The organism is Pseudoalteromonas sp. PB2-1, assembly GCF_045040605.1.
Taxonomy (GTDB): domain Bacteria; phylum Pseudomonadota; class Gammaproteobacteria; order Enterobacterales; family Alteromonadaceae; genus Pseudoalteromonas; species Pseudoalteromonas arabiensis.
Map to the genome: position 1 here is coordinate 7,501 of NZ_CP090667.1, position 25,079 is coordinate 32,579.

The following is a 25,079-nucleotide window of genomic DNA, read 5'->3' on the forward strand; positions in this document are numbered from 1 at the left end:
TGTTCACCTTGTAGGCCGTCTTTGCCGTCGTCACCGTCTAATGAGCAGCCAGTAAGAATGGTTAGAAGTGATAGCGCAAGAATTGATCTTTTTAACATTATTATTTTTCCTTGGTATTGTATTGACCCGATTACAACACGCAGGCATTACAGCTATATGGCACTTTTATGAGAATAAATCAGCCACAAAAAAAGCGAGTACAAACTCGCTTTTCTTTATAAATTAGTAGGGTAGCTCACTACTTTTTGGTTGGACGCTTCCAGCCAGTTAGATTACGTTGTTTGCCACGAGCGACTGCAAGCTGCTCGTCTTCAACAGTATTAGTAATCACAGAACCTGCGCCAACCGTTGCCATTGAGCCAATATTCACCGGTGCTACTAGTGATGAATTAGACCCAATAAAGGCGTTATCACCGATAATAGTTTTTGATTTGTTTACGCCATCATAGTTACAAGTAATAGTACCTGCGCCAATATTCACTTTTTCACCAACTTCAGTGTCACCTAAGTAGGTAAGGTGATTTGCCTTTGAGCCTTTGCCTAAGCGAGTCTTTTTCATCTCAACAAAGTTACCGATATGCGAGTCTTCTTCCATAATCGCACCAGGGCGAAGGCGAGCATAAGGGCCAAGAGTACATTTAGCTGCAACCGTGGCTTCTTCAACAATTGAATTAGCTTTAATAATGACGTTATCACCAATAGTGCAATCTTTAAGTACGCAGTTAGGGCCAATTTGCACGTTATTGCCTAGTGTTACTTTGCCTTCGAAAATAACATTAACGTCAATGAGTACATCTTCGCCTGTTGTTACTTCACCACGCACATCAATACGAGCAGGATCAGCAAGTGTTGCGCCGTTCAGCATTAGTTCTTCTGCTTGCCATGCTTGATAAGCACGCTCAAGTGCCGCTAATTGCACTCGATTGTTAGCGCCTTCAACTTCCATCGGGTGCTCAGGCTGTGCAGAAGTAATTTCAACCCCTTCGCTGTGTGCCATCGCAACGATATCTGTAAGGTAGTACTCACTTTGGGCATTATTGTTAGATAGATTACCTAACCAACGTTTAAGTAACTCACCATTGGCAGCCATAATACCGGTATTGATTTCTTTAATTGCGAGTTGCTCAGGCGAAGCATCTTTTTGTTCAATAATGCCGACTAGCTTGCCATTTTCGCGAAGCATACGGCCATACCCAGAAGGGTCGTCTAAAGTGACCGTTAATACTGCAAGACCATTTTTAGGGGTCGCAGCAAGTAGCTTTTCTAATGTGGCACGTTTGGTCAATGGCACATCACCATAGAGAATCAACACAGTGTCGTCATCAGCAATGTGCTGCTTAGCAACAGCCACCGCATGGCCAGTACCAAGTTGCTCTTCTTGTAATACCCAGTTTACTTGATTGTGTGATAGGGCAGCTTGTAGCTGATCACGACCATGACCGTAGACAAGGTTTGTTTCACGAGCACCAAGGGCAGTGGCATTATCAATCACGTGTTGCACCATAGGTTTACCAGCAACTTTGTGTAATACCTTTGGTAGTGCTGAGCGCATACGAGTGCCTTTACCCGCAGCAAGAATAACGGTTGTCAGAGACATTAAAACAATATCCTTCTTTCTTTGTTTTATTTACTGATTGGAGTAAGTAATTAATTACCCAAGGTTACGTAAGTCACCTCATGTGCAAATACTCAATCCTAATGCTCAGGACTGAACCTTAAATGAAAAACCCACTTACTTTTGATACAAGACATTCTATCGGGGTTTGATGAAGGATATAAGTGTGATAACAGCATCTTTACGAAAAATTTATGCTTAGACACAAAAAAGCCCACACGAAGTGGGCTTTTCGAAAACCGAGTAGGCTTACTTTTTACGTAATTGTTGAATTACGCGAAGTTGAGCGATTGCTTCAGCAAGTTGCACTGCAGCTTGTTGATAATCTAACTCAGCAGTTGACGTATTCGCCATTTGCTCTTCAGCATCACGTTTCGCTTTTTCAGCCGCTTGCTCGTCTAGGTCTTCACCACGTACTGCAGTATCTGCAAGAATCGTGATGCGATCCGGTTGAACTTCTAGCGTACCGCCAGCAATATACATCACGTCTTCGTGACCAAATTGCTTAACTAAACGTACCATACCAGGTTTTAGGGCAGTTAATAATGGAGCGTGACCATAGTTAACACCAAGGTCACCTTCACTACCACTCACTTGAATCGATTCAACCAGACCAGAGAACAAGCTCTCTTCTGCGCTTACTACGTCAAGATGTACAGTCATAGCCGCCATACTACCCTCCTAATTACATGCTTTTGGCTTTTTCTTGAGCTTCTTCAATAGAGCCAACCATGTAGAACGCTTGCTCTGGCATATCATCAAACTCACCGTTTAAGATACCTTTGAAGCCAGCAATTGTGTCTTTAAGTGACACGTATTTACCAGGCGCGCCTGTGAATACCTCAGCAACGAAGAATGGCTGAGATAGGAAACGCTGGATTTTACGTGCACGAGATACAACTTGCTTATCTTCGTCAGAAAGCTCGTCCATACCTAGGATTGCGATGATGTCTTTTAGTTCTTTATAACGTTGAAGAACTGTTTGAACGCCACGCGCTGTATCGTAGTGCTCTTGACCGATTACTAATGGGTCAAGTTGACGTGAAGATGAATCAAGTGGGTCTACCGCAGGGTAGATACCAAGTGAAGCGATATCACGAGAAAGTACTACTGTTGCATCTAAGTGAGCAAACGTTGTTGCTGGAGATGGGTCAGTTAAGTCATCCGCAGGTACGTATACCGCTTGGATTGAAGTGATTGAACCCGTCTTAGTCGATGCGATACGCTCTTGAAGTACACCCATTTCTTCAGCAAGAGTTGGTTGGTAACCTACTGCTGAAGGCATACGACCTAGAAGTGCTGATACCTCTGTACCCGCTAGAGTATAACGGTAGATGTTATCAACGAAGAAAAGTACGTCACGACCTTCGTCACGGAACTTCTCAGCCATAGTAAGACCCGTTAATGCTACGCGTAAACGGTTACCCGGTGGCTCATTCATTTGACCGTATACTAGCGATACTTTATCTAGTACGTTTGAGTCGTTCATCTCATGGTAGAAGTCATTACCCTCACGAGTACGCTCACCAACACCTGCGAATACTGAGTAACCGCTGTGCTCGATTGCGATGTTACGGATAAGTTCCATCATGTTTACGGTTTTACCAACACCGGCACCACCGAATAGACCAACTTTACCACCTTTAGCGAATGGACATACAAGGTCGATTACCTTGATACCCGTCTCTAAAAGTTCTACTGAACTTGATTGTTCTTCATAAGAAGGTGCTGCACGGTGAATAGACATACGCTCTTCTTCACCAATTGGACCAGCTTCATCAATAGGGTTACCTAATACGTCCATGATACGACCTAGTGTCTTCGTACCTACAGGAACGTGGATTGGCTGACCTGTACCTTCTACTGCAGTACCACGACGTAAACCGTCAGTAGTACCAAGTGCGATACCACGTACCACACCGCCACCTAGCTGTTGTTGAACTTCTAAAGTTAAACCCGCTAAGTCGCCATCTGTTACTTTTAGTGCGTCATATACGGCTGGCACGTTGTCTTGTGGAAATTCGATATCCACAACGGCGCCGATAATTTGGACGACCTTACCTAAACTCATGTCTATTCCTCTCATTAAACTTTGCCGAAGCGTTAAACTGCTGCCGAACCGCCAACAATCTCACTGATTTCTTGTGTGATTGCAGCTTGACGAGCCTTGTTATAAACAAGCTGTAACTCATCCATAAGGTCGCCTGCGTTATCAGTTGCAGCTTTCATTGCAACCATACGGGCAGCCTGTTCAGAGGCAGCGTTCTCAACTACACCTTGGTATACTTGAGACTCAATAAAGCGTACTAACAGAGCTTCTAAAATCGCATCTGGGTTTGGCTCATATAAGTAATCCCAAGAATGTTGAGATACTTCTTCTTCAGCTTTTGGCAAAGGGAGTAACTGATCGATTGTTGGCTCTTGCTTCATCGTATTAACGAACTTGTTAAATACGACGTATAAGCGGTCAATTTTACCTTCAGAGTATGCATCTAGCATTGTCTTTACAGGACCAATCACGTCTTGTAGTGAAGGTGTATCTCCTAAGTTCGCTTTTTTAGCGACTAACTTACCGCCAAAACGTTGGAAAAAGCCAGCTGCTTTGCTACCTAAAGTAGTAAATTCAGCTTCAACGCCTTTTTCTTTCCACGCTTTCACGTCTAGGGCAACTTTTTTGAACTCATTTGAGTTCAAGCCACCACATAGACCACGGTCAGTAGAGATAACAATATAACCAACTCGTTTTACTTCACGCTCTTCTAAGAAAGGGTGAGTAAAATCAAGATTTGCTTGAGCAACACGACCAATCACTTGGCGTAAGTTTTCAGCGTATGGACGGCTTGACGCCACACGTTCCTGCGCTTTTTTCATTTTAGACGCAGCAACCATTTCCATTGCGCTGGTGATCTTCTGAGTATTCTTGATACTCCCGATCTTGCTTTTAATCTCTTTTCCGCTGGCCATGACTCTCTCTCCGAATCAGGTGGGCTTTAGTTGCCTAAAGCTCACCATTCATAACTAAATTACCAAGTTTGCGTCGACTTGAACTTCTCTAGAAGTTCTTTAAGTTGCGCTTCAATCTCAGCGTTGTAGTTACCAGTTTCATTGATTTGAGCCATTAGCTCTGCGTATGTGCTGTTTGCGTAAGAAATTAGGCCAGCTTCGAAATCCATGATTTTCGCGATTTCGATATCTTTTAGGTAGCCTTTTTCAGCAGCAAATAGCGACAGAGACATTTCAGCAACAGACATTGGTGCGTACTGTTTCTGCTTCATTAGCTCTGTTACGCGCTCACCATGCTCTAATTGAGCACGTGTTGCATCGTCAAGGTCAGACGCGAACTGCGAGAACGCAGCTAATTCACGGTACTGAGCTAACGCTAGACGGATACCACCACCTAGTTTCTTAACGATTTTAGTTTGCGCTGCACCACCAACACGCGATACCGAGATACCAGCATTAACAGCTGGACGGATACCTGAGTTGAATAAGTCAGTTTCTAAGAAGATCTGACCATCGGTGATAGAGATAACGTTTGTCGGTACGAACGCAGAAACGTCGCCGCCTTGAGTTTCAATGATTGGCAATGCCGTCAATGAACCTGTTTTACCTTTCACTTCACCATTAGTGAACTTCTCAACGTAATCAGCGTTTACACGTGATGCACGCTCTAGAAGACGTGAGTGAAGGTAGAATACGTCACCTGGGTATGCTTCACGGCCTGGTGGACGCTTAAGTAGTAATGAGATTTGACGGTAAGCAACAGCTTGCTTAGATAAATCATCATATACGATTAGCGCGTCTTCACCACGGTCACGGAAGTATTCACCCATAGTACAACCAGAGAATGGTGCTAGGTACTGAAGTGCCGCAGATTCAGAAGCAGATGCAACAACAACAATCGTGTTTTCAAGTGCACCGTGTTCTTCTAATTTACGTACTACGTTAGCGATAGTAGATGCTTTTTGACCAACTGCAACGTACACACACTTAACGCCTGTACCTTTTTGGTTGATGATAGCATCGATTGCTAATGCAGTTTTACCAGTTTGGCGGTCACCGATCACAAGCTCACGTTGACCACGACCTACTGGGATCATCGCATCGATAGATTTATAACCAGTTTGTACTGGCTCATCTACTGATTGACGTTCGATAACGCCTGGTGCGATTTTCTCAACTGGTTCAAAACCGTCGTTATCTAAAGCGCCTTTACCATCGATAGGTGCACCTAGTGTGTTAACAACACGACCAAGTAGACCACGACCAACAGGAACCTCTAGGATACGACCAGTTGATTTAACTTTTACGCCTTCTTTAAGGTCAGCGTAAGGACCCATTACTACTGCACCTACTGAGTCACGCTCAAGGTTTAGTGCGATAGCATAACGGTTGCCAGGAAGCTCAATCATCTCACCTTGCATACAGTCAGCTAGACCGTGGATGCGGATGATACCGTCAGTAACAGATACGATAGTACCTTCGTTACGAGCTTCACTTACAACTTCGAACTGCTCAATACGTTGTTTGATCAGATCTGAAATTTCAGTGGAATTAAGTTGCATGCTCTTTTTCCCAATTACGATTGTAGTGATGTAGCTAAGCGGGCTAATTTGCCACGTACAGAGCCGTCAATTACAGTGTCACCCGCCTTAATGATAAGACCGCCAACAACTGTAGTATCTTCACTACAATTCAGCTTAACTTTGCGTGCGAAACGTTTTTCAAGTGCCGCTACCAATGATGCTTGCTGCTCAGCAGCAAGCGGTGTTGCAGAAACCACATCTACGTCGATTTCTTTGTCGTAGTCCGCTTTAAATTCAGCGAATAACTCAGCAACAGCAGGCAGTGCAACTAAACGTCCATTTTCAGCCATCACCTTGATTAGGTTCTGACCTTGTTCGTTGAGCTGCTCTGCACAGATCTTGATAAACAGATCGGCTTGTTCAGTAGCAGTAGGCAATCCAGCTAGCGCGGCAGCGGCTTGCTCGTTGCTGGCAACATGGCCAGCAAAGAACAGCATGTCGTTCCAACTTTCAACAGTGCCTTTTTCAACGGCAAGTTCAAAAGCCGCTTTAGCGTATGGGCGAGCGATAGTAGCCAATTCAGACATGCTCATACCCTCCTAATTACAGCTCAGCGACAAGTTTTTCAACGATGTCACTGTGTGCGGCTTGATTGATTTCGCGCTCTAAAATCTTCTCAGCACCAACCACTGCCAGCGTCGCTACTTGTTTACGTAGTTCTTCTGTTACACGGTTACGCTCTGCTTCGATTTCAGAGTGCCCTTGAGCAATAATTTTTTCACGCTCTTGTTGACCACGAACAGTTTCTTCGTCAACGATTAGCGTGGCACGCTTTTTAGCTTGTTCAATGATATCAGCCGCTTGAGCTTTTGCCTCTTTAAGCTGCTCAGCAGCTTTCTTTTGCGCAAGTTCTAAGTCTTTTTCGGCTCTATCAGAGGCAGCTAAACCATCTTCGATTTTCTTCTGGCGAGCTTCAATTGCACCATTTAGTGGTGGCCATACGTATTTCATACAGAAAAGTACGAAAACCGTAAATGCAATTAATTCACCGATAAGAGTGGCTGTTAAGTTCACGACCGCTCCTCCTTAAAATAGTAAGCTGTTCAAAAAATAATATTAAAGTACGAACAACAATACCATTGCGATACCAACACCAATCATAGCTACAGCATCGATTAGACCAGCAAGGATGAACATCTTAACTTGTAATGAAGGTGCAAGCTCAGGTTGACGAGCACACGCTTCTAGGAATTTACCACCCATGTTACCGAAGCCGATAGCAGTACCGATTGCACCGAAGCCGATAAGTAGAGCAACAGCGATATACTTAAGACCTAATACTAGTTCCATTTTTTTCTCCAAAGTTTCAATTGTAAATTAAAGTTAAAATTTAAAAGTGTAAAAAATTAGTGATTATCTGAGCTTGCCATGCTTAGGTAAACGATAGTCAGCATCATAAATACGAATGCTTGTAATACGATTACTAAGATGTGGAATGCAGCCCAAATAAAGTGCAACGGTAGTTGCATTAAACCAACTGCGCCGATCAAGATGAAAATCAACTCACCAGCATATAAGTTACCGAATAAACGCAGTGCTAACGAGAATGGCTTAGCAACTAAAGCGATTGTTTCTAGTAATAAGTTACATGGGATTAAGAACACCATCGCTAGCTTGTTATTAGAGCTAAATGGGTGAAGCGTTAATTCAGCTATGAATCCGCCAATCCCTTTGATTTTGATTGCGTAACCGATCATCAGAATGAATACACCAATAGCTAGTGCAGCAGTCATATTGATGTCTGTTGTCGGTACAATCTTCATGTAAACATCGTGAGGGTCCATACCAAATGCTTGCTCGCCAACGAAGCCAGCGAATGCAGGTAGGAAATCAACCGGAATCAAGTCCATTAAGTTCATTAAGAACACCCAAACGAAAATCGTCAGAGCTAATGGAGCGATTAATGCGCTTTTACCGTGGTATGTGTCACGTACGTTGTCACCAACGAACTCAACAATCATTTCAATGAAGCACTGAAATTTACCAGGTACACCGGTATTTGCTTTTTTAGCGGCACTACGGAAGATCCATAAAAAGACAAGACCTAAACCGATTGACCATGCGAGGGTATCTATATTCCATGTCCAGAAACCACTGTCTGCACACGCTTTGTTGAAGGCAAGACCAGCGTCGGTCGAGCACATCTTAGCGTTCGTTAAGTGGTGCTGAATATGGCTTGATAGAGTTACTTCTTCTGCAGCCATGTTATATCCCAAAAGTTAATGATTAAAAAAAACGGGCGCAAACAATCCACTGAACAACACCAATACATACACACAAAAAAACGGCAATAAAATGACCGTATAAGACTTCAGTATTAGTGCGAACAATACGATTGTTAGCATAAATTTTAATCCGTTGCCGCGCTTGAGCGAGGCATACACTTGATTTGTCCGACTAGCACCCATATATCTAAATGCATAGACGACAAATACAAAATTAGGGAGTAGTGCAACAGCTCCGCCAGCAAGCGCTGACTGGCCGGCATTGACTCCCCAACCTACAAAAACAATTACTGCAGCGATAAGCGCTACGATACCCTGAAGACAAATTAATTTAAATGCGGCAAGCCGATATGGCTTTGCTAACTTATTAGTCACGTTTTATTAACCTTGTAAACGTTCAAATTGTCAGGGTATGAAAACTGGCGAAATTATACTGATTCCTACCAGTTTTGCAACTTGAGTCGACCCTTTGTAGTGCAAAAACACCACAAATGTCTCTTTTTGGACATGTTATTAATTAATGACGGGAATAGTCTTAATTTATACGGCTTAAAATGCCATCTAACTCATCAAGATTTGTATATGAAATAACCAGCTTGCCTTTGCCCTTTTTGTTGTAGTTTATTTCAACTTTAGCGCCTAGATTTTCAGCAAGCTTTTGCTCTAACTGTTTGACATCTGGATCTTTTTCTTGCACTTCTTTTTCAGGTGCTGGTTCTAAAATAGCGCGTACTAATTTTTCTGTTTCACGTACTGTTAATGCTTTAGCGACGGCCGATCTTGCGGCATCAGACTGCGCTTCACCGTCAAGTGCTAATAAACAGCGCGCATGACCCATTTCAATGTCGCCATGCTCTAACAATATTTTAACATCGTCGTTAAGGTTATTCAGACGCAGTAAGTTAGTTACTGTAGTACGCGATTTACCAACGGCTTCTGCGACTTGTTGGTGAGTCAGTTCAAATTCATTCAACAAACGATTAAGAGCAATCGCTTCTTCCATTGCATTGAGATCTTCACGTTGAATGTTTTCAATAAGGGCAATAGCAACAGCAGCTTCGTCTGGCACGTCCTTGATGATACAAGGCACGGTATCTAACTTTGCCAATTGGGCTGCACGCCAACGACGCTCACCAGCGATAATTTCGTATTTATTTGCACCAATAGGGCGCACAACAATCGGCTGAATAATACCTTGTGCTCGTATTGAGCTTGCTAATTCTTCTAGCGCTTCTTCAGACATGTCTTTACGAGGTTGATATTTACCCGACTGTAAAAACTCAATCGCTAACTTTTGCAGTTCACCTTTACTTTGCTCTGCAACAACCTCAGAGACTTGTTCTGGCTTTGCTGTAGCTTGTTGCTGATTATCTGCACTAGGGGCAGGTTTTGATGAACTTAATAAAGCATCGAGTCCTCGGCCTAAACCGCGTTTTTTAGCAGACATGTTATTTTTTTACCTCAAAGTTAGGCTACTGCTGAAGAAGTTTTCTCTTTTCTACGTAACATTTCACCGGCAAGGGCTAAGTATGCTTTAGCGCCACTTGATGCACGGTCATAATACATGGCAGGGGCACCAAAACTTGGCGCTTCTGCTAAACGGACATTACGTGGGATAACGGTACGATAAACTTTATCGCCAAAATGTTGTTTTAGTTGTTCAGATACATCATTTGCAAGGCGATTACGCGGATCATACATGGTGCGTAAAATACCTTCAATTGTTAACGCTGGATTTACTAACTTAGATAGTTGCGTGATGGTATCCATCAATGCGGTTAAACCTTCAAGGGCATAATACTCACATTGCATCGGAACTAAAATCGAATCTGCGGCAGCCATAGCATTAACCGTTAGCATATTAAGTGAAGGTGGGCAGTCGATAAAAATGAAATCGTATTGGTCTTGAATTTGTTCAAGTGCATTGCGTAAGCGCACTTCACGTGCAAACAATTCCATTAATTTAACTTCTGCGGCTGTCACATCCCCATTTGCTGCAATTAAATGATATTCACCTGACGTTTCTTTATTAATAACTTCATTAATCGGGGTTTCTTCAATTAATAAATCGTAAATCGTTGCTACATCGCCGTATTTATCGACACCGCTACCCATAGTAGCGTTTCCTTGCGGATCAAGATCGATTAATAACACTTTACGCTTCGTCGCAGCCATAGATGCCGCAAGATTCACAGCGGTGGTTGTTTTACCAACTCCCCCTTTTTGGTTTGCTAATGCGATGACTTTTGCCACAGTGTCTGATCCCTAGTCTTTAGATAGAATGATTAGATGTCTTTGTGCATCTAACTCAGGTACTTCCAAGCTGATTTTTTCATCAAACTTAATACCTTTAGGTAATGAGTCTAGTTCTTCGCTCGGAAACACGCCTTTTAAGGCGATAAATTTACCTGAATGATCAATCAAGTGCGCACACCAGTCAACCATATCTTGCAATGAAGCGAATGCACGACTTAAAACACCATCTAATTTAACACTTGGTTGATATTCTTCAACTCTAGACTGCACTGGGGTTACATTTTCAAGGCCTAGTGCATGTTTTACCTGCATCAAAAAGCGCACCCGTTTACCTAAACTATCTAACAATACAAATTGTGTATCAGGTAAAGCGATAGCTAATACGATACCCGGTAAACCAGGGCCTGTACCTACATCAATGTAATGTTTGCCTTCAAGGTGTGGTGCAACAACTAAGCTATCCATAATATGCTTAACCATCATTTCTTCAGGTAAACGAACAGAGGTTAAGTTATATGCTTTGTTCCACTTGTCGAGTAATTCAACATATTGCACAAGTTGTTGTTGCTGTTTTTCTGTTAGCGCAATGTCAGTTTGCGCTAACAGTGAAGTTAATTGTTGTTGTAACACTGTATTCCTCACCAACTACGCAGTCTTGCGCAGTAAGCCTTGCTTTTTCAGATAAACTAATAATAGCGAAATAGCAGCAGGGGTGATACCTGAAATACGTGACGCTTGGCCAATTGTATCTGGACGACTATCAGTAAGCTTTGCAATAACCTCATTTGATAAACCAGAAACAGTTGAATAATCAAAGTCTTTTGGTAATACAGTTTGTTCATGACGTAGTTGCTTGTTGATCTCATCTTGTTGACGAGCAATATAGCCTGCATACTTAGTATGAATTTCAACTTGCTCAAGTGCAGCTTGGTTATCAAACTCAGAACCTAAACCATCGATCGCCATTAGGTCATTATAACGAATTTCAGGACGACGGATCAGATCCTCTAAACTCGCTTCACGCGTAAGTGGTGTTTTTAATAGCGCGTTTACTTGATCAACAGCAACGTGATCTTTGTGGATCCATGTTTCTTTTAAACGTTGCGTTTCTTTTTCGATGATTTCCATTTTTTCGTTAAAGGCAGCCCAACGAGCATCATCAACTAAGCCAAGTTCACGGCCTTTAGCAGTTAAACGAATGTCAGCATTGTCTTCACGAAGTAATAAACGGTATTCAGCACGGCTGGTAAACATACGGTACGGTTCTTTAGTACCTAATGTTGCTAAATCGTCAATTAGTACACCTGTGTATGCTTCATCACGGCGAGGTGTCCAAGACTCTTTGCCCTGTACTTGTAATGCCGCGTTCATACCCGCGATTAAACCTTGTGCGCCGGCTTCTTCGTAACCGGTTGTTCCATTGATTTGACCTGCGAAGAATAAACCATTAATAAATTTCGTTTCTAATGATTGCTTTAAGTCGCGCGGATCAAAGAAGTCATACTCAATAGCATAACCAGGACGACAAATATGTGCATTTTCAAAACCAGTGATTGATTGCACAATTTCAAGTTGCACATCAAACGGTAAACTTGTCGAGATACCATTTGGATATAATTCGTATGATGTTAGACCTTCAGGTTCAACAAAGATTTGATGTTTATCTTTATCAGCAAAACGTACGATCTTATCTTCGATTGAAGGGCAGTAACGTGGACCAATACCTTCAATAACGCCTGAATACATAGGTGAGCGATGTAAGTTATTGCGGATCACATCATGTGTTTTTTCATTTGTATAAGTGATGTAACACGGGATCTGCTGTGGATGATCTGCTTGTTTACCCATAAATGAGAATACAGGCGTTGGGGTATCACCAGGTTGTTCTTGCATTTTGCTAAAATCAACAGTACGCGCATCAATACGAGGAGGCGTGCCTGTTTTTAAGCGATCAACACGAAACGGTAATTCACGTAAACGCTCTGCAAGTGCAATTGAAGGTGGATCACCGGCACGACCGCCTTTGAAGTTCTCTAAACCAATATGGATCTGACCACCTAAGAAAGTACCCACGGTAAGAACCACAGAAGGCGCGCTAAAACGAAGACCCATTTGAGTTACAACACCGATTACTCGATCACCTTCAACGATTAGATCGTCACATGATTGTTGGAAGATCTTTAAATTTTCTTGATGTTGTAAAGTGTGTTGAATAGCTGCTTTATACAAAGCACGGTCAGCTTGCGCACGTGTAGCACGTACAGCAGGGCCTTTAGATGAGTTTAAAGTACGAAATTGAATACCGCCTTTATCAATAGCCTGAGCCATTGCACCACCAAGTGCATCGATCTCTTTAACTAAATGGCCTTTACCAATACCGCCAATTGCCGGATTACAAGACATTTGACCAAGGGTATCCATATTATGAGTTAGCAATAGGGTATTCATGCCCATGCGAGCAGATGCTAATGCAGCTTCAGTACCTGCATGTCCACCACCTACAACAATAACATCAAAACGTTCGTGAAAAATCATTTATGGGATCCTACTAATCAACCAGCAAAACTTTGTAAAGGGAGCGTATTCTACCTAGAAATTTAGAGAAGATAAATGATTAAACAGTGCTCAAGATCTAAGTGGGTGATCTCTAATAATATAAAGGATCTTTTAAAGAGATCTTTTATTACTCTTACTATTAGTAACGGCTAGATCTGTTGATAATGTTCGCTTTACTATTTAAAACATGATCTTAACGCAGATCTAAAGGTGTTAGTATGATCGGATCTTCCCGAGTACAAGCTTTGATCAAAAGGGCTATTTATACACAGGGGAATATCAGTTGGATCTTATCCAAGGGATAAACTAGGTTAAAATCGCAGTTAGATCAGTGTTTATCCACAATCCGATCTAAATTATCAGTAAATTGTGGGTAACTTTTATTACAACGATCAACACCGATCGGGCTTAATTGAGTCCTACTGACTCGATCCAGCTTGGTAACCAGGCTAATGCTGTGTCTTCTGGTAATGCTTCATCAAGAATATTGAGCTCTAAGCGTTCTGCCACGCGGTTTGCACCTTTATTTGCTAATAATTCATCGAGATTACGGCCTGCATAATTATAGGTGTCGTAACTAGTGTCACCTAATCCGATCACACTGTAGTTTAATCCTTTAAGATCAGCCTGTTGGTTAATTGATTCAACAAATGGCAGTAGGTTCTCTGGGTAGTCTCCCGCACCATATGTCGAAGTACATAACAACCAAATAGTATCTTGCTGAGCAATATCATCAAATTCAGGCTGTTCGTGAAGCTGCACTAGAACTCCTTGTTGTTCAAGGGCTTCTGCCAGTTGCTCTGCCACGTATTCAGCAGATCCCATTTGGCTGCCAACGATGATATTTACTGATTGCATGTGATTGATCATGTATAGAAATAAGTGGCCACATGATAACTAAGTTAGGGTGTGAGTAAAGCGTTGAATTACGATCTGAATAAGTTTTTCTGCTTAAAATAACAGCTTAAATTTAATGTTTTTTATAATTAACTGTTTTTAATGGTTTTTTATATTGGTTCATAAATTAATCCCTTTGATCAAGCTGTTAATAAATTTGGGGAAAGTTCTGATCAAGCTAGAATTTAGACACTGTATAACTTTGCTAAGTTGTTGATCTTTAATTGTGCGTAAGTGCTTTGTTTTTTAGATCTGATTTAAATAGTGAGTATGATCGTTTTGTGGATAGATCGCTTGTTGATAACGATCGGTTTGCAATTTGCGATCAATAAAATAGATCGAAAAAAACTAAAATAAACGCCAATTTAGGGTGTTTTTAAGAAAATTAGTTATTAAAAAAGGCCGTTGTATGAAAATAGATTCAAATTACAGCGTTTTTTTATGATCAAATCAGCCTTTAGATCTAAAAAAGCCCCAAATGTGGATAACATTTTTAGTTAAATTCGATCTTAAAAGCTGTTTTGATCTGATTTTTTAGCTCGCAATATTAATTTTCGATCTGAGTTAAACTGGTTTTTATCGTATTGCCGACTAGATCATAGAGCGAACTACCCAATGAAAACCGTTTTGCACCACCAGCGAAAGCGGCTTTTGCTGAGTTAAAATTGTTTATCGCCATCACATTTAGTGGCATATCTATCGTGTTAGCTAAGCTGGTTATGTGCTCAATGTTAGTTATGCTGGGCACAAACAGACCGTCTGCACCTGCATCTTGATATGCTTTTGCGCGCTTCAATGTTGCTTGAAAAGGGCTGTCACTAACAAAGTAGGTATCGGTTCTGGCGTTAATAAATAAACTACCGAAGCCATTTTCGTTAAGTACTTTCTTTATCTCACTAATAATAGTGCATTGCTGCTCAATGGATCTCAGTGTGTCAGTCTCTTTGTCTGAATCTTCTATATTGATGCCTACAACCCCCAATCTTGCTAATACTAAAACGTTTTGGCTGATTTGCTGCGGATCGTTACTGTAACCTGACTCTATATCGACAGAAAGTGGAATATGAAGGTGTTTGGTTAAGCTTTTAACCAGCGTTATCTGAGTTTGAAAAGAAATGTTTTCACCATCAGCTAGACCTAAACTGGCAGCAATACCCCAGCTGGTTGTTGCTACAGCCTTAGCTCCCGCAGCTTGGATGAATTGTGCAGAACTTAGATCCCACGCATTAGCGAGTACAAAGCCCTTTTGCTGGTGGTGTAATTGGTGAAAGAGTTGATATTTGTCCATGATGTCCTCCGTTTAATGACATCGCTAGACTAATTGATATGAAATTAATTACTGGCTGGTTTCGGCCCTGAACCGATAATTGATTGCAGGATTAAAATAAAAAAGAGTCTTGCGACTCTTTTTTGTAAATATTGATGACCGGAATTTATTTACCGATACAGAACGAACTAAATATTTTCCCTAGTAGGTCATCAGAGGTAAATTCACCCGTTATCTCATTTAAGAACTGTTGAGTTAGGCGTAATTCTTCAGCTAGGATCTCACCAGCAATATGCATCTCTAATTGCTCTTTGCCCGTGTTTAAATGATAGGCTGCGTGATCAAGTGCATCTAAGTGACGACGGCGCGCCATGAATCCACCTTCAGTGGCACCTTGGAAACCAATACATGCCTTTAAGTGAGTACGAACTAACTCTATACCTTCTGCATTTTTAGCACTTAAACGGATCACCGGATATTGATCATGTTCATCCATACCGACATTTTCACCAGAAATATCGGCCTTATTGCGGATCACAGTAACGCCCATACCTTCTGGTAACTTGGCCATAAACTCCGGCCAGATATCATGGGGGTCAGTGGCTGATGTATCTGTGCCATCTAACATAAATAGTACGCGATCGGCTTGGTTAATTTCATCCCATGCGCGCTCAATACCAATTTGCTCAACTTTATCTGGGCTTTCACGCAGACCTGCGGTATCAATAATATGCAGTGGCATACCGTCAATGTGAATATGCTCACGTAATACATCACGTGTCGTGCCTGCTATTTCGGTAACGATAGCTGTATCTCGGCCAGCTAACGCATTTAATAAGCTTGATTTACCAGCATTAGGGCGACCGGCAATAACAACACGCATACCTTCACGCATGATGCTACCTTGCTTAGCTTGCTGAGTTACATTCTCTAATTGATCAATAATAGCATTGAGATCTGCGGATACTTTACCGTCTGATAGGAAGTCGATTTCTTCATCTGGAAAATCAATCGCGGCCTCAACATACATACGTAGGTGAATGACTTTCTCCACCAGCGTTTCGATGTGCTTAGAAAATTCACCTTGTAGAGATTGGAGTGCACTTTTTGCAGCTTGTTCACTGGTTGCATTGATGAGGTCGGCAATTGCCTCAGCTTGAGTTAAATCAAGCTTGTCATTCATAAATGCGCGCTCAGAGAACTCTCCTGGTTTTGCTAAACGAACACCGTCAATTTGGCTAATCTCTTTTAATAGCATATCTAATACAACAGGACCGCCGTGACCTTGTAGTTCAAGTACGTCTTCGCCGGTAAATGAGTTTGGCCCTTGGAAGTAAATAGCAATACCTTGGTCAAGCTGTTCACCGCTCAAGCTTTTAAAGGGCACATAGTCTGCGTAACGTGTTTTAGGGCAACGGCCAATAATGTGCTCTGCCACTGTTTTAGCTAAGCTGCCAGAGACGCGAATAATACCAACCCCACCACGTCCAGGTGCGGTCGCTTGTGCTGCAATTGTGTCTTGATTAATCATGCGATGAAATAATGCCAATAAAAGAATGAATGCTGGCTCTATTGTAACCTATGGCTTAATTTCATGCGAATAGCTGTTTGAGTAATGAAGTAGCAAAAGCCTGATGTAAGTAATACTTTATTTAGCTTTAATTAATAATAAACACATATTGCAAATGATAATTATATTCATTAACATGTTGCGCATTATTAATCTTGACCCTTTTTACTATGCGTTTTTCTGCTGTTTTTATTGCTCTTGCTGCGGGTTTTTCAGGTATTGCTCATTCGCAAACTGAAGTTGCTACTTCTGATCAAAATGATTTAAAAGAACTCGAAAAAATAGAAGTTGTTGGTCGTGCGTTTTCTTTATATCGGCCAACCGAGTCTAGCTTTGCTACTCGTACCAATACACCTTTAGAGAAAATTCCTCAGTCAATTCAAATTTTGCCGCAGGAGCTGATTAGCGATCAGGCTGCTCGGCAAATTACCGACCTTTATAGCAATATTGCTGGTGTTAATGCTTTTAGTTATTCGGGTGTGACATTCCGTGGCTTTCGCCAAGATGAGATTTTATACGATGGTGTGAAGGGCGATCCTTTCAATGGCTTTGCTGTACCGCAATTATTTAATATTGAACAAGTTGCGGTTTTAAAAGGGCCTGCTGGTGCTATATACGGCAGTGGTAATCCAGGCGGTATTATTAACTATGTAACTAAGAAGCCTAAATTCACCAGTGAGCACAGTATTGAAGTGGAAGTGGGGAATGATGACTTCTTCAGTGGCGCATTAGAAAGCACGGGGACTTTAAGTGAGTCACTTGATAACCATGCTTATCGTATTGGTCTTTACCGTGATACTGAAAAACCATTCCGCGCTAATACTAGCAGCGATAATACCATTGTTGATCTTGGTTATACGTGGCTTATCAACAGTGCAACCGAATTGACCACTCAGTATACCTATATAGAGCAAGAGTTGGGTGGAGCACGTTTACGTGGTGTACCTGCCGATGATAATGGCAATTTTCTAACTGATATTAGCTGGAACCATAACGAGGCGACAGACTTTCAAAATGTTGAAGCCCATGTTTATCAGGCTACTTTAAAACATGAGTTTAATGATGTTTGGCGCACAGATGTTACAGCACGTTATTTTGATAACAAAGAAGTGCAAAACTACCATGAACCAAGAGGCCTCGTTGATACAGATGACGACGGTATTGTTGATTGGAGCCACCGTGAGTTTCGTGATCAAGTACGTGAGAACAAAGGCTTTAGCTTAACAGCTAATGCGATTGCAGAATTTGTAGTGGCAGACATGCAGCATCAAGTGCTGTTTGGTAGTGATTGGTATGAACATGATTTTGAAAGCGTTTACCGTACAGCTACACAACAAAGTAAAGGTGGCCCAGTACCAGGTCTTGCTCTTAACAACCCTGAATATGGTTTAACCTCTGCTGATGATTATGACCTTGATAGTATTACTCCAAGGCTTGGCAAAACGAATAGCACCCGTTTTGGTGCGTACTTTCAAGATCAACTTGATATCACTGAAAATTGGAGTGTTACTGCTGGCTTAAGGTATGACCGTTTTGAAGATAAAGATTTGTTAAATCAAACAGAGTTTTCTGATAGCGACTTAACCTACCGAATTGGTACCAGCTATAACATTAACAATATGTTCTTCCCTTATGCGCTACATGGCACTGGCTTTGTACCGCAAAGTGCCAGTAATCAAGAAACAGCTAAAGGCGGCCCATTCTCGCCAGAGACTAGCCGTATTAATGAGTTGGGTTTAAGAACTAAATTATTAGAAGACACACTTGCTGTTAATATGGCTGTGTACGATATTGTCCGCAAAAATATCCTGCAGCCTAGCTTATTAGGTGATGTTGCAGGTGACGGCGTTGATGATTTAGTTGCCGTTGGTGAAGTACAAAGTAAAGGTTTTGAACTCGAAGTGGTTGGTGACATCACTGAGCGCTGGGTAGTTACTGCAAGCTATGCTTATAATGATACCCGTATCACTGAAGCAAATGATAGTATTACTAACCAAATTCCTGATAGCGATAAATTTGCTAACGCGCCGCAAAATACTCTAGGTATATGGACACGCTATGAGCTACCTAGCTTATCGTCATCCATTTCTGCTGGCTTAGATTATGTTGATGAACAGCTTAGTTTAGGTGGCCAACACGTTAAACCTTACACTGTTTACAACATGGCGTGGCAAACAAGGGTCGATAACTGGCAATGGCAGCTATCAGTTAAGAACGTGTTTGATAAAGAATACGCAAGCAGCGGCTTTATCGAGCGAACAGGGCACTTTCCTGGTGAACCACGCCGTGTCTATTTAAGTGCTAAATATAGCTTTTAATGGTGGCGTGTGAACGCTAAAAGTTGGTTTAACTTACACTCTTGGGCAGGACTCTTTGTTGGAGTCCTGCTTTTTGTTACTTGCGTATCGGGCACACTCGCTACGTTAAGCCATGAACTCGAGTACTTAACAGGCGCTAAGTACCGTGCTTTAAGTTCTTCTTCCTCTACTAACTACCTTGCTCTCGAAAACACCCTTAATAAGCATTATCCGCAAGCTCAGATACTCTATATACAACGTCATAAGCAAGATTACCTTGCCACTGAAGCGGCCCTTAAAGTTGGTGACTCATTTCGTTTTGTTTATTTAGATGCAGCAACCGGCACCTTACTCGGTGGAGGAGAGTGGGCGCGGATATCGCGGTTTTTACGTAACTGGCATATGAACTTGTCGATGGGCTGGACAGGTAAATTAATCGTCACCAGTTTGAGTATTTTACTCGTTATTTTATTAGTCTCGAGTTTTCATGTGTATCGGCGCTGGTGGCAAGGCTTTATAAAAAAGCCTGCTGCGCTTAGCCTTGATAAGCGCAGTAGTTGGTCTGATTGGCATAAGCTGTTAGGGCTTTGGAGTTTATGGTTTATTGCTGTGATGGCCATCACAGGGATTTGGTATTTAGTCGAACATGGGCTGCAAACCGCGAAGGTACCTCACTATGTCTCTAGTCCACCAGCCGTGAGTGAGTTTAAAAAACAAAGCCCTCGTAAAGATGTATTGCCAATTAGTTTAGCTGCTGCTTATGAGGCCGCTCAACAGGCATTTCCTAGCCTTGATATTCGCTATATTCGTTATCCTAATAAAGCGGATCAACCTATTGAAGTGCGTGGTTATAACAATGATATTTTACTTCGTCTACGTGCTAATCGTGTGTATTTGGAGCCAAGCTCCGGTGAAGTTCTTGGCATACAAAAAGGGGAACAATTACCTATTGTCGCAAGAATCACCGATACCGCTGATCCTTTGCATTTTGGTAACTTTGCAGGAATTGGAACCAAGCTTATTTGGGGGTTATTTGGTGCATTGATGAGCTTTGTAAGCGCTGCTGGCATCTATATGAGTTGGCTTAGGGTTAAGCGTAAAACAACGGCTGTAAAGTGGCTTGGATTATCAGGGATGATTGTAATCGGTTTGGTAGTCGCTTCGCTACTAACAACAAGTTTGAGCTTTACTGAGCGCAGTGTACCCAATCAGGTTTATTCTCCTATTCTGGGTTAGCTATTTTTAGGTATTAAAAAAGGCGCAGTTAGCGCCTTTTTTGTTGGGTTAAGAGTTTAGCCTCTTACCTTAATACCTTTTTTCTCCATACCGCGGTAGATGATTAGCATCTGTGCGATTGAGATAAGGTTCGATACTAACCAGTAAAGTACTAGACCAGATGGGAACCATAAGAAGAAAATTGAGAAGATTACAGGCATAAAGGTCATCATTTTTTGCTGCATAGGATCTTGAACTGTCATAGGTTGCAGCTTCTGAGTAACGAACATACTTAAACCAAATAGAACTGGTAATACATAGTATGGGTCCATTGCTGATAAGTCATTTAACCATAAAACGAATTCAGCATGGCGTAGCTCAGTTGATTCTAGGAATACGTAGAATAAGGCTAAGAAAATAGGCATTTGTAGTAAAAGAGGGAAACAGCCACCCATAGGGTTCACTTTTTCTTTCTTATACATTTCCATCATAGCTTGACCGAATTTTTGACGATCATCGCCATACTTCTCTTTTAGAGCAGCCATTTTAGGTTGTAATGCGCGCATCTTCGCCATCGACGTATATTGCGCTTTTGTAAGTGGGTACATTGCAGTTTTAACGATAACCGTAATTGCAATGATTGCCAGACCCCAGTTACCTAGGATGCTGTGTAACCACTTCAGTAATACAAATAATGGTTGAGAGATAAACCATAACCAACCATAGTCTACTGTAAGGTCTAAGTCTGGGTGAATTGCTTCTAGTACATCAGACTCTTTTGGGCCCATGTAGTAAGTAGAAGAAAGAGTAGTTTGTGTGCCTGCCTGAACATTTACCGCTTCACCTTTAGTACCAATAATGGCTGCATTACCAGCAACTAGTTTGCTGTAAAGGGTATTTTGTTGATCTTGCTTTGGCACCCATGCACTTACGAAGTAATGTTGGATAAATGCGATATAACCGCCAGATGTAGTGATGTTGAGGTTTTTATCAGCCATGTCTGAGAAGCTGTACTTTTCGTATGGCTCTTCTTCAGTACCGTAAGCTGCACCTAGGTAGTTTTGATCAACTAAGCTACCTTTTTCTTGTACAGTACGCTTAACTTGCGTGTATAGCTGAACTTGAATAGGCTCTGCTGTTACGTTGTTTACTGTGTACTCTAAATCAACGGCGTAATTACCTTTTTTGAAAATATAAGTCTTAGTAAACGTAATACCTTTACTGTCAGTGAATTCAAGTGGAACACGCAGCTCATCACCATTTAATGTAAATGCTTTTTGTGTGGTTTTGTAAACAGGGCGGCCTTTGACTGTTGCGTCGGGGCCATTTAAGCCTATCAAGCCACTTTGTGAGAAGTATTGTTTACCGTCAAACACACCTAGGAGCATGTAAGGAGTATCACTACCTTTTGTCTCTTCATATTGAAGTAGGTCTGCTTCAATAATGTCACCACCGCGGGTGTCAATTTTTACAGTAAACACATCAGTTGTTACATCAATAACTGAGCGCTTTGCTGTTGTAACTGCAGGTACTTCACCGTCAGATGATGCCGGAATAAACTCATCTGATTCTGGTGTTGTTGCGCCTTGTGTTTGTGTTGTGGCACTTGGATCAGCTTTTGGTGCATTGTAGTCGTTATTCCATTCTTGGAATAATAAAAACGACACAAGCATCAAGCCGATTAATAAAAACGTGCGTTGCGATTCCATAACAGCTCTTATTTCTCGTGTTGGTGGTTAATATGATTTTTTGCCGGTACGGGATCATCCCCACCAGCATGTAAAGGGTGGCATTTTAATATGCGTTTAACAGCTAACCAACTGCCTTTTACACTTCCATGCAAATTAATTGCTTGAATAGCATAACTTGAGCAGGTTGGATTAAAACGACAATGCGGGCCTAATAACGGGCTTACCCATTTTTGATAGCCGCGTATAAGCATGACTAAACAGCGCTTTGGAATAGCAACAAGTGGCTTAAGTAACCTCATGATGTGTCTGCCCCTGCGTTAATTTAGTCAATGGATACCATGAATTTAAATTCCCAATATAGAATTTTAAATGCATGATTAAAAGGTGAGCTAAAGATACCCTAATTAAGCCTGTAATTCTATTGCTATCAGGCTTGTTTATTAGATTTAGCCAATTTATTGGGGCGTTTTTTAAAAGGAGGTGGCTTTGGTGCACCTGGCTTGCAGCGTTCATTAATTTTTCGCCACAATTTATCCAATTGTTTGGTTAGCTCTGCGTTTGACTGCTCATCAATACCACTTTTAACCATAAGCACTATATCAATGTTATCGAGTTTATGTTGATTTAAACGGAAACTTTCGCGAGCAAGGCGTTTAATTCGATTTCGTTGACAGGCTTTTTTAACGCGTTTTTTTGCAACCGTAAGACCTAATCGAGGATTAGCTTGGTCATTGCGTTTGGCTAATAAAGTAAAGAAAGGAGTCGCAGCGCGTGCTGGTTCATTAAAAATGCGGGAGTAATGCGAGGGAGTTAACAAACGTAACTCCCTGCTGAAGCTAAAGTCTTCCACTTATATATTAAGCAGAAAGTACTTTACGGCCTTTAGCACGACGACGAGCTAATACTTTACGGCCATTTGCTGATGCCATACGAGCACGGAAACCGTGTGTACGTTTGCGTTTTAAAACGCTAGGTTGAAAAGTTCTTTTCATAACAATTCCATCCGATCGGTTAAGGTTAAAACATCCTATGCAGGTCGCGATCCTGGCACAGGTGCCATTGCGAGCGCGAGATATTATAGATGAAGACCACAAAAGTCAATCATTAAAACGCTGCAGAGGTAGTAATTATAAAGGATCCTTTATCCTGATCATATAGGATCATCATAAATAAGAAGTTTTCCACAGCCTCTGTATAAAAAGTGAATAAAAGCTTGGGAAAAGTAAATTAGATCGTAGATTTCGATCGCGATCTGCCTGCAAATTTGCTATGATCAGTGTTCAGGTTGAAAAAATAAACACACTATAAATCATGGTGTTACTTGTTTTTTTGCGTGAGATCATCTTTTTCAGAAAAATCAATCTTGTACTTGTGGATAAAGTGCCTTCATAATAGTCGGTCTGGGTCGATAAAATCGGTCAAAGATTAGCAATAAATGTTTGATTTTCCATCATTTAAGATGAACGGGAATAAAATTAAATCTCTAGGAGTTTAATAGTGTATCTGTCGGTTTGGCAAAGTTGTTTATATGTATTGCAAGATGAATTGCCGTCGCAGCAATTCAGTATGTGGGTAAGACCACTTCAAGCAGAAAGTACCGAAGATACGTTAACTATATATGCACCGAATCGTTTTGTATTAGATTGGGTGAGAGAAAAATATTTAAACCGTATTAATGAATTGCTTGTTGAAATTTGTGGTGATGAAGCACCTGAACTTCGTTTTGATGTTGGTAGTAAACCGATTTTAAATGCCCAAGCAGCAACGATGCCAGCAGTTGCTGAAGCAAGTGCGCCAGTGAATGCACAACACACAACTGAAAAACAACAGCCTAAGGCTGAGAAAAAAGCAGTAGAACCTGCTCCTAAATCAGGCTATAAATCAAACATTAAAGAAAACTACACCTTTGACAGTTTTGTTGAAGGTAAGTCAAATCAGCTAGCAAAAGCTGCAGCGACTCAAGTTGCAGATAACCCAGGCTCGGCATTTAACCCTGTATTTATTTACGGTGGAACGGGTCTAGGTAAAACGCATTTATTGCATGCTGTGGGTAACGGTATTATGGCTAATAAGCCAGATGCGAAAATTGTCTATATGCACTCCGAACGTTTTGTGCAAGACATGGTAAAAGCATTGCAAAATAATGCCATCGAAGAATTTAAACGTTATTACCGAAGTGTTGATGCATTGATGATCGATGATATTCAATTTTTCGCTAATAAAGAGCGCTCGCAAGAAGAGTTCTTTCACACCTTCAACGCTTTGCTTGAAGGGAATCAACAGATTATATTAACTTCAGACCGTTATCCTAAAGAGATTGAAGGGGTTGAAGACCGCCTTAAATCACGTTTTGGTTGGGGCTTAACCATTGCTATTGAGCCGCCAGAGCTTGAAACTCGCGTTGCTATTTTGATGAAAAAAGCCCAGCAAAGTAAAATTAATTTACCTCATGAAGTGGCCTTTTTTATCGCGAAAAAATTGCGTTCAAATGTACGTGAATTAGAAGGGGCGTTAAACCGTGTTATTGCTAATGCAAACTTTACCGGTCGTCCGATTTCGATCGATTTTGTAAAAGAAGCCCTACGTGACTTACTTGCATTACAAGATAAATTAGTAACGATTGATAATATTCAGCGTACTGTGGCTGAGTACTACCGAATTCGTGTATCAGATTTACTATCTAAGCGTCGAAGCCGATCAGTCGCAAGACCGCGCCAAGTGGCGATGGCATTGTCAAAAGAGCTAACAAATCATAGTTTACCTGAAATAGGTGATGCATTTGGTGGTCGTGATCACACAACTGTATTACACGCTTGTCGTAAAGTTAAATCACTACGTGATGAAAGCCACGAAGTGAAAGAAGATTATCAAAACTTAATAAGAACCTTGTCATCTTAAGGCCGA

The 25,079-nt window shown here is 41.4% G+C and carries 25 protein-coding genes (1 of these 25 running past the window's edge); 3 read left to right on the forward strand and 22 right to left on the reverse strand.

Annotated elements, in window-relative coordinates:
- The 18 genes from L0Z67_RS00020 to mnmE form a co-directional block, all read right to left on the reverse strand.
- Nucleotides 1-98, reverse strand: partial view of a choice-of-anchor I family protein gene (locus L0Z67_RS00020; RefSeq protein ID WP_405128326.1) — the 5' portion only. 1,687 nt of this gene lie to the left of the window's left edge; the window shows 98 of its 1,785 coding nt (coding positions 1-98); the start codon lies at nt 96-98; the stop codon falls past the left edge of the window.
- Nucleotides 99-238: 140 nt separating this feature from the next.
- Complete coding sequence (glmU, locus tag L0Z67_RS00025) at nt 239-1,597, reverse strand: bifunctional UDP-N-acetylglucosamine diphosphorylase/glucosamine-1-phosphate N-acetyltransferase GlmU (RefSeq protein WP_193988061.1); 1,359 nt, start codon at nt 1,595-1,597, stop codon at nt 239-241.
- Between the two features lie 267 nt (nt 1,598-1,864).
- Nucleotides 1,865-2,287, reverse strand: coding sequence for a F0F1 ATP synthase subunit epsilon (locus tag L0Z67_RS00030; RefSeq protein ID WP_054554812.1), 423 nt, complete (start codon nt 2,285-2,287; stop codon nt 1,865-1,867).
- Nucleotides 2,288-2,300: 13 nt separating this feature from the next.
- Nucleotides 2,301-3,686, reverse strand: coding sequence for a F0F1 ATP synthase subunit beta (gene atpD, locus L0Z67_RS00035; protein ID WP_054554811.1), 1,386 nt, complete (start codon nt 3,684-3,686; stop codon nt 2,301-2,303).
- Between the two features lie 32 nt (nt 3,687-3,718).
- Nucleotides 3,719-4,579 carry a F0F1 ATP synthase subunit gamma gene (gene atpG, locus L0Z67_RS00040; protein ID WP_062568484.1) on the reverse strand — a complete coding sequence of 287 codons (861 nt, stop codon included), beginning with the start codon at nt 4,577-4,579 and terminating at the stop codon, nt 3,719-3,721.
- A gap of 59 nt (nt 4,580-4,638) precedes the next feature.
- Nucleotides 4,639-6,180, reverse strand: a complete 1,542-nt coding sequence (gene atpA / locus L0Z67_RS00045; RefSeq protein WP_054554809.1) for a F0F1 ATP synthase subunit alpha — start codon at nt 6,178-6,180, stop codon at nt 4,639-4,641.
- 14 nt (nt 6,181-6,194) lie between these two features.
- A complete protein-coding gene (gene atpH, locus L0Z67_RS00050; protein ID WP_062568483.1) occupies nt 6,195-6,728 on the reverse strand; it encodes a F0F1 ATP synthase subunit delta in 534 nt (177 codons plus the stop codon).
- Nucleotides 6,729-6,744: 16 nt separating this feature from the next.
- Nucleotides 6,745-7,215, reverse strand: a complete 471-nt coding sequence (gene atpF / locus L0Z67_RS00055; protein WP_054554807.1) for a F0F1 ATP synthase subunit B — start codon at nt 7,213-7,215, stop codon at nt 6,745-6,747.
- Between the two features lie 42 nt (nt 7,216-7,257).
- Nucleotides 7,258-7,491, reverse strand: a complete 234-nt coding sequence (atpE, locus tag L0Z67_RS00060; protein WP_004335261.1) for a F0F1 ATP synthase subunit C — start codon at nt 7,489-7,491, stop codon at nt 7,258-7,260.
- A 56-nt stretch (nt 7,492-7,547) separates the two neighbouring features.
- Nucleotides 7,548-8,405, reverse strand: a complete 858-nt coding sequence (gene atpB, locus L0Z67_RS00065) for a F0F1 ATP synthase subunit A (protein WP_062568482.1) — start codon at nt 8,403-8,405, stop codon at nt 7,548-7,550.
- A 15-nt stretch (nt 8,406-8,420) separates the two neighbouring features.
- On the reverse strand, nt 8,421-8,801 hold the full coding sequence (locus L0Z67_RS00070; protein ID WP_062568481.1) for an ATP synthase subunit I: 381 nt from the start codon (nt 8,799-8,801) through the stop codon (nt 8,421-8,423).
- Nucleotides 8,802-8,961: 160 nt separating this feature from the next.
- A complete protein-coding gene (locus L0Z67_RS00075) occupies nt 8,962-9,873 on the reverse strand; it encodes a ParB/RepB/Spo0J family partition protein (RefSeq protein ID WP_062568480.1) in 912 nt (303 codons plus the stop codon).
- 20 nt (nt 9,874-9,893) lie between these two features.
- Nucleotides 9,894-10,679: a ParA family protein gene (locus tag L0Z67_RS00080; RefSeq protein WP_062568479.1), complete on the reverse strand. Its 786-nt coding sequence runs from the start codon at nt 10,677-10,679 to the stop codon at nt 9,894-9,896.
- Nucleotides 10,680-10,691: 12 nt separating this feature from the next.
- Nucleotides 10,692-11,312, reverse strand: a complete 621-nt coding sequence (gene rsmG / locus L0Z67_RS00085) for a 16S rRNA (guanine(527)-N(7))-methyltransferase RsmG (RefSeq protein WP_062568478.1) — start codon at nt 11,310-11,312, stop codon at nt 10,692-10,694.
- Nucleotides 11,313-11,327: 15 nt separating this feature from the next.
- Nucleotides 11,328-13,217, reverse strand: coding sequence for a tRNA uridine-5-carboxymethylaminomethyl(34) synthesis enzyme MnmG (gene mnmG, locus L0Z67_RS00090; RefSeq protein ID WP_193988063.1), 1,890 nt, complete (start codon nt 13,215-13,217; stop codon nt 11,328-11,330).
- Nucleotides 13,218-13,646: 429 nt separating this feature from the next.
- On the reverse strand, nt 13,647-14,096 hold the full coding sequence (mioC, locus tag L0Z67_RS00095) for an FMN-binding protein MioC (RefSeq protein WP_062568476.1): 450 nt from the start codon (nt 14,094-14,096) through the stop codon (nt 13,647-13,649).
- A 586-nt stretch (nt 14,097-14,682) separates the two neighbouring features.
- Entirely contained in the window at nt 14,683-15,423 is a 741-nt protein-coding gene (locus tag L0Z67_RS00100; RefSeq protein ID WP_405128327.1) for an isocitrate lyase/phosphoenolpyruvate mutase family protein, read from the reverse strand.
- A gap of 145 nt (nt 15,424-15,568) precedes the next feature.
- The gene (gene mnmE, locus L0Z67_RS00105; protein ID WP_405128328.1) at nt 15,569-16,933 is read right to left on the reverse strand and encodes a tRNA uridine-5-carboxymethylaminomethyl(34) synthesis GTPase MnmE; all 1,365 of its coding nucleotides are present in this window, start codon (nt 16,931-16,933) and stop codon (nt 15,569-15,571) included.
- Nucleotides 16,934-17,142: 209 nt separating this feature from the next.
- On the opposite strand from mnmE, the gene L0Z67_RS00110 reads away from it, so the two are divergent.
- Nucleotides 17,143-19,290, forward strand: coding sequence for a TonB-dependent siderophore receptor (locus L0Z67_RS00110; RefSeq protein WP_405128329.1), 2,148 nt, complete (start codon nt 17,143-17,145; stop codon nt 19,288-19,290).
- A gap of 9 nt (nt 19,291-19,299) precedes the next feature.
- Complete coding sequence (locus tag L0Z67_RS00115) at nt 19,300-20,505, forward strand: PepSY-associated TM helix domain-containing protein (protein WP_405128330.1); 1,206 nt, start codon at nt 19,300-19,302, stop codon at nt 20,503-20,505.
- A 56-nt stretch (nt 20,506-20,561) separates the two neighbouring features.
- Here L0Z67_RS00115 and yidC read toward each other — a convergent pair whose 3' ends face one another.
- From yidC to rpmH, 4 genes are all read right to left on the reverse strand, one after another.
- Nucleotides 20,562-22,193 (reverse strand): membrane protein insertase YidC, encoded by a 1,632-nt coding sequence (gene yidC / locus L0Z67_RS00120; RefSeq protein ID WP_405128331.1) that lies wholly within the window; start codon nt 22,191-22,193, stop codon nt 20,562-20,564.
- 8 nt (nt 22,194-22,201) lie between these two features.
- The gene (gene yidD / locus L0Z67_RS00125; RefSeq protein ID WP_054554794.1) at nt 22,202-22,474 is read right to left on the reverse strand and encodes a membrane protein insertion efficiency factor YidD; all 273 of its coding nucleotides are present in this window, start codon (nt 22,472-22,474) and stop codon (nt 22,202-22,204) included.
- 128 nt (nt 22,475-22,602) lie between these two features.
- The gene (gene rnpA / locus L0Z67_RS00130) at nt 22,603-23,025 is read right to left on the reverse strand and encodes a ribonuclease P protein component (protein ID WP_062568462.1); all 423 of its coding nucleotides are present in this window, start codon (nt 23,023-23,025) and stop codon (nt 22,603-22,605) included.
- Nucleotides 23,026-23,032: 7 nt separating this feature from the next.
- Entirely contained in the window at nt 23,033-23,167 is a 135-nt protein-coding gene (gene rpmH / locus L0Z67_RS00135; protein WP_045980711.1) for a 50S ribosomal protein L34, read from the reverse strand.
- 505 nt (nt 23,168-23,672) lie between these two features.
- On the opposite strand from rpmH, the gene dnaA reads away from it, so the two are divergent.
- Entirely contained in the window at nt 23,673-25,073 is a 1,401-nt protein-coding gene (gene dnaA / locus L0Z67_RS00140) for a chromosomal replication initiator protein DnaA (protein ID WP_405128332.1), read from the forward strand.
- Nucleotides 25,074-25,079 lie beyond the last annotated feature (6 nt).

Excerpts from the sequence above, each read along its gene's own strand:
- glmU (WP_193988061.1), bottom strand. The coding sequence starts at position 1,597 with ATGTCTCTGACAACCGTTATTCTTGCTGCGGGTAAAGGCACTCGTATG.
- L0Z67_RS00030 (WP_054554812.1), bottom strand. The coding sequence starts at position 2,287 with ATGGCGGCTATGACTGTACATCTTGACGTAGTAAGCGCAGAAGAGAGC.
- atpD (WP_054554811.1), bottom strand. The coding sequence starts at position 3,686 with ATGAGTTTAGGTAAGGTCGTCCAAATTATCGGCGCCGTTGTGGATATC.
- atpG (WP_062568484.1), bottom strand. The coding sequence starts at position 4,579 with ATGGCCAGCGGAAAAGAGATTAAAAGCAAGATCGGGAGTATCAAGAAT.
- atpA (WP_054554809.1), bottom strand. The coding sequence starts at position 6,180 with ATGCAACTTAATTCCACTGAAATTTCAGATCTGATCAAACAACGTATT.
- atpH (WP_062568483.1), bottom strand. The coding sequence starts at position 6,728 with ATGTCTGAATTGGCTACTATCGCTCGCCCATACGCTAAAGCGGCTTTT.
- atpE (WP_004335261.1), bottom strand. The coding sequence starts at position 7,491 with ATGGAACTAGTATTAGGTCTTAAGTATATCGCTGTTGCTCTACTTATC.
- atpB (WP_062568482.1), bottom strand. The coding sequence starts at position 8,405 with ATGGCTGCAGAAGAAGTAACTCTATCAAGCCATATTCAGCACCACTTA.
- L0Z67_RS00075 (WP_062568480.1), bottom strand. The coding sequence starts at position 9,873 with ATGTCTGCTAAAAAACGCGGTTTAGGCCGAGGACTCGATGCTTTATTA.
- mnmG (WP_193988063.1), bottom strand. The coding sequence starts at position 13,217 with ATGATTTTTCACGAACGTTTTGATGTTATTGTTGTAGGTGGTGGACAT.
- mioC (WP_062568476.1), bottom strand. The coding sequence starts at position 14,096 with ATGCAATCAGTAAATATCATCGTTGGCAGCCAAATGGGATCTGCTGAA.
- L0Z67_RS00100 (WP_405128327.1), bottom strand. The coding sequence starts at position 15,423 with ATGGACAAATATCAACTCTTTCACCAATTACACCACCAGCAAAAGGGC.
- mnmE (WP_405128328.1), bottom strand. The coding sequence starts at position 16,933 with ATGATTAATCAAGACACAATTGCAGCACAAGCGACCGCACCTGGACGT.
- L0Z67_RS00110 (WP_405128329.1), top strand. The coding sequence starts at position 17,143 with ATGCGTTTTTCTGCTGTTTTTATTGCTCTTGCTGCGGGTTTTTCAGGT.
- yidC (WP_405128331.1), bottom strand. The coding sequence starts at position 22,193 with ATGGAATCGCAACGCACGTTTTTATTAATCGGCTTGATGCTTGTGTCG.
- yidD (WP_054554794.1), bottom strand. The coding sequence starts at position 22,474 with ATGAGGTTACTTAAGCCACTTGTTGCTATTCCAAAGCGCTGTTTAGTC.
- rpmH (WP_045980711.1), bottom strand. The coding sequence starts at position 23,167 with ATGAAAAGAACTTTTCAACCTAGCGTTTTAAAACGCAAACGTACACAC.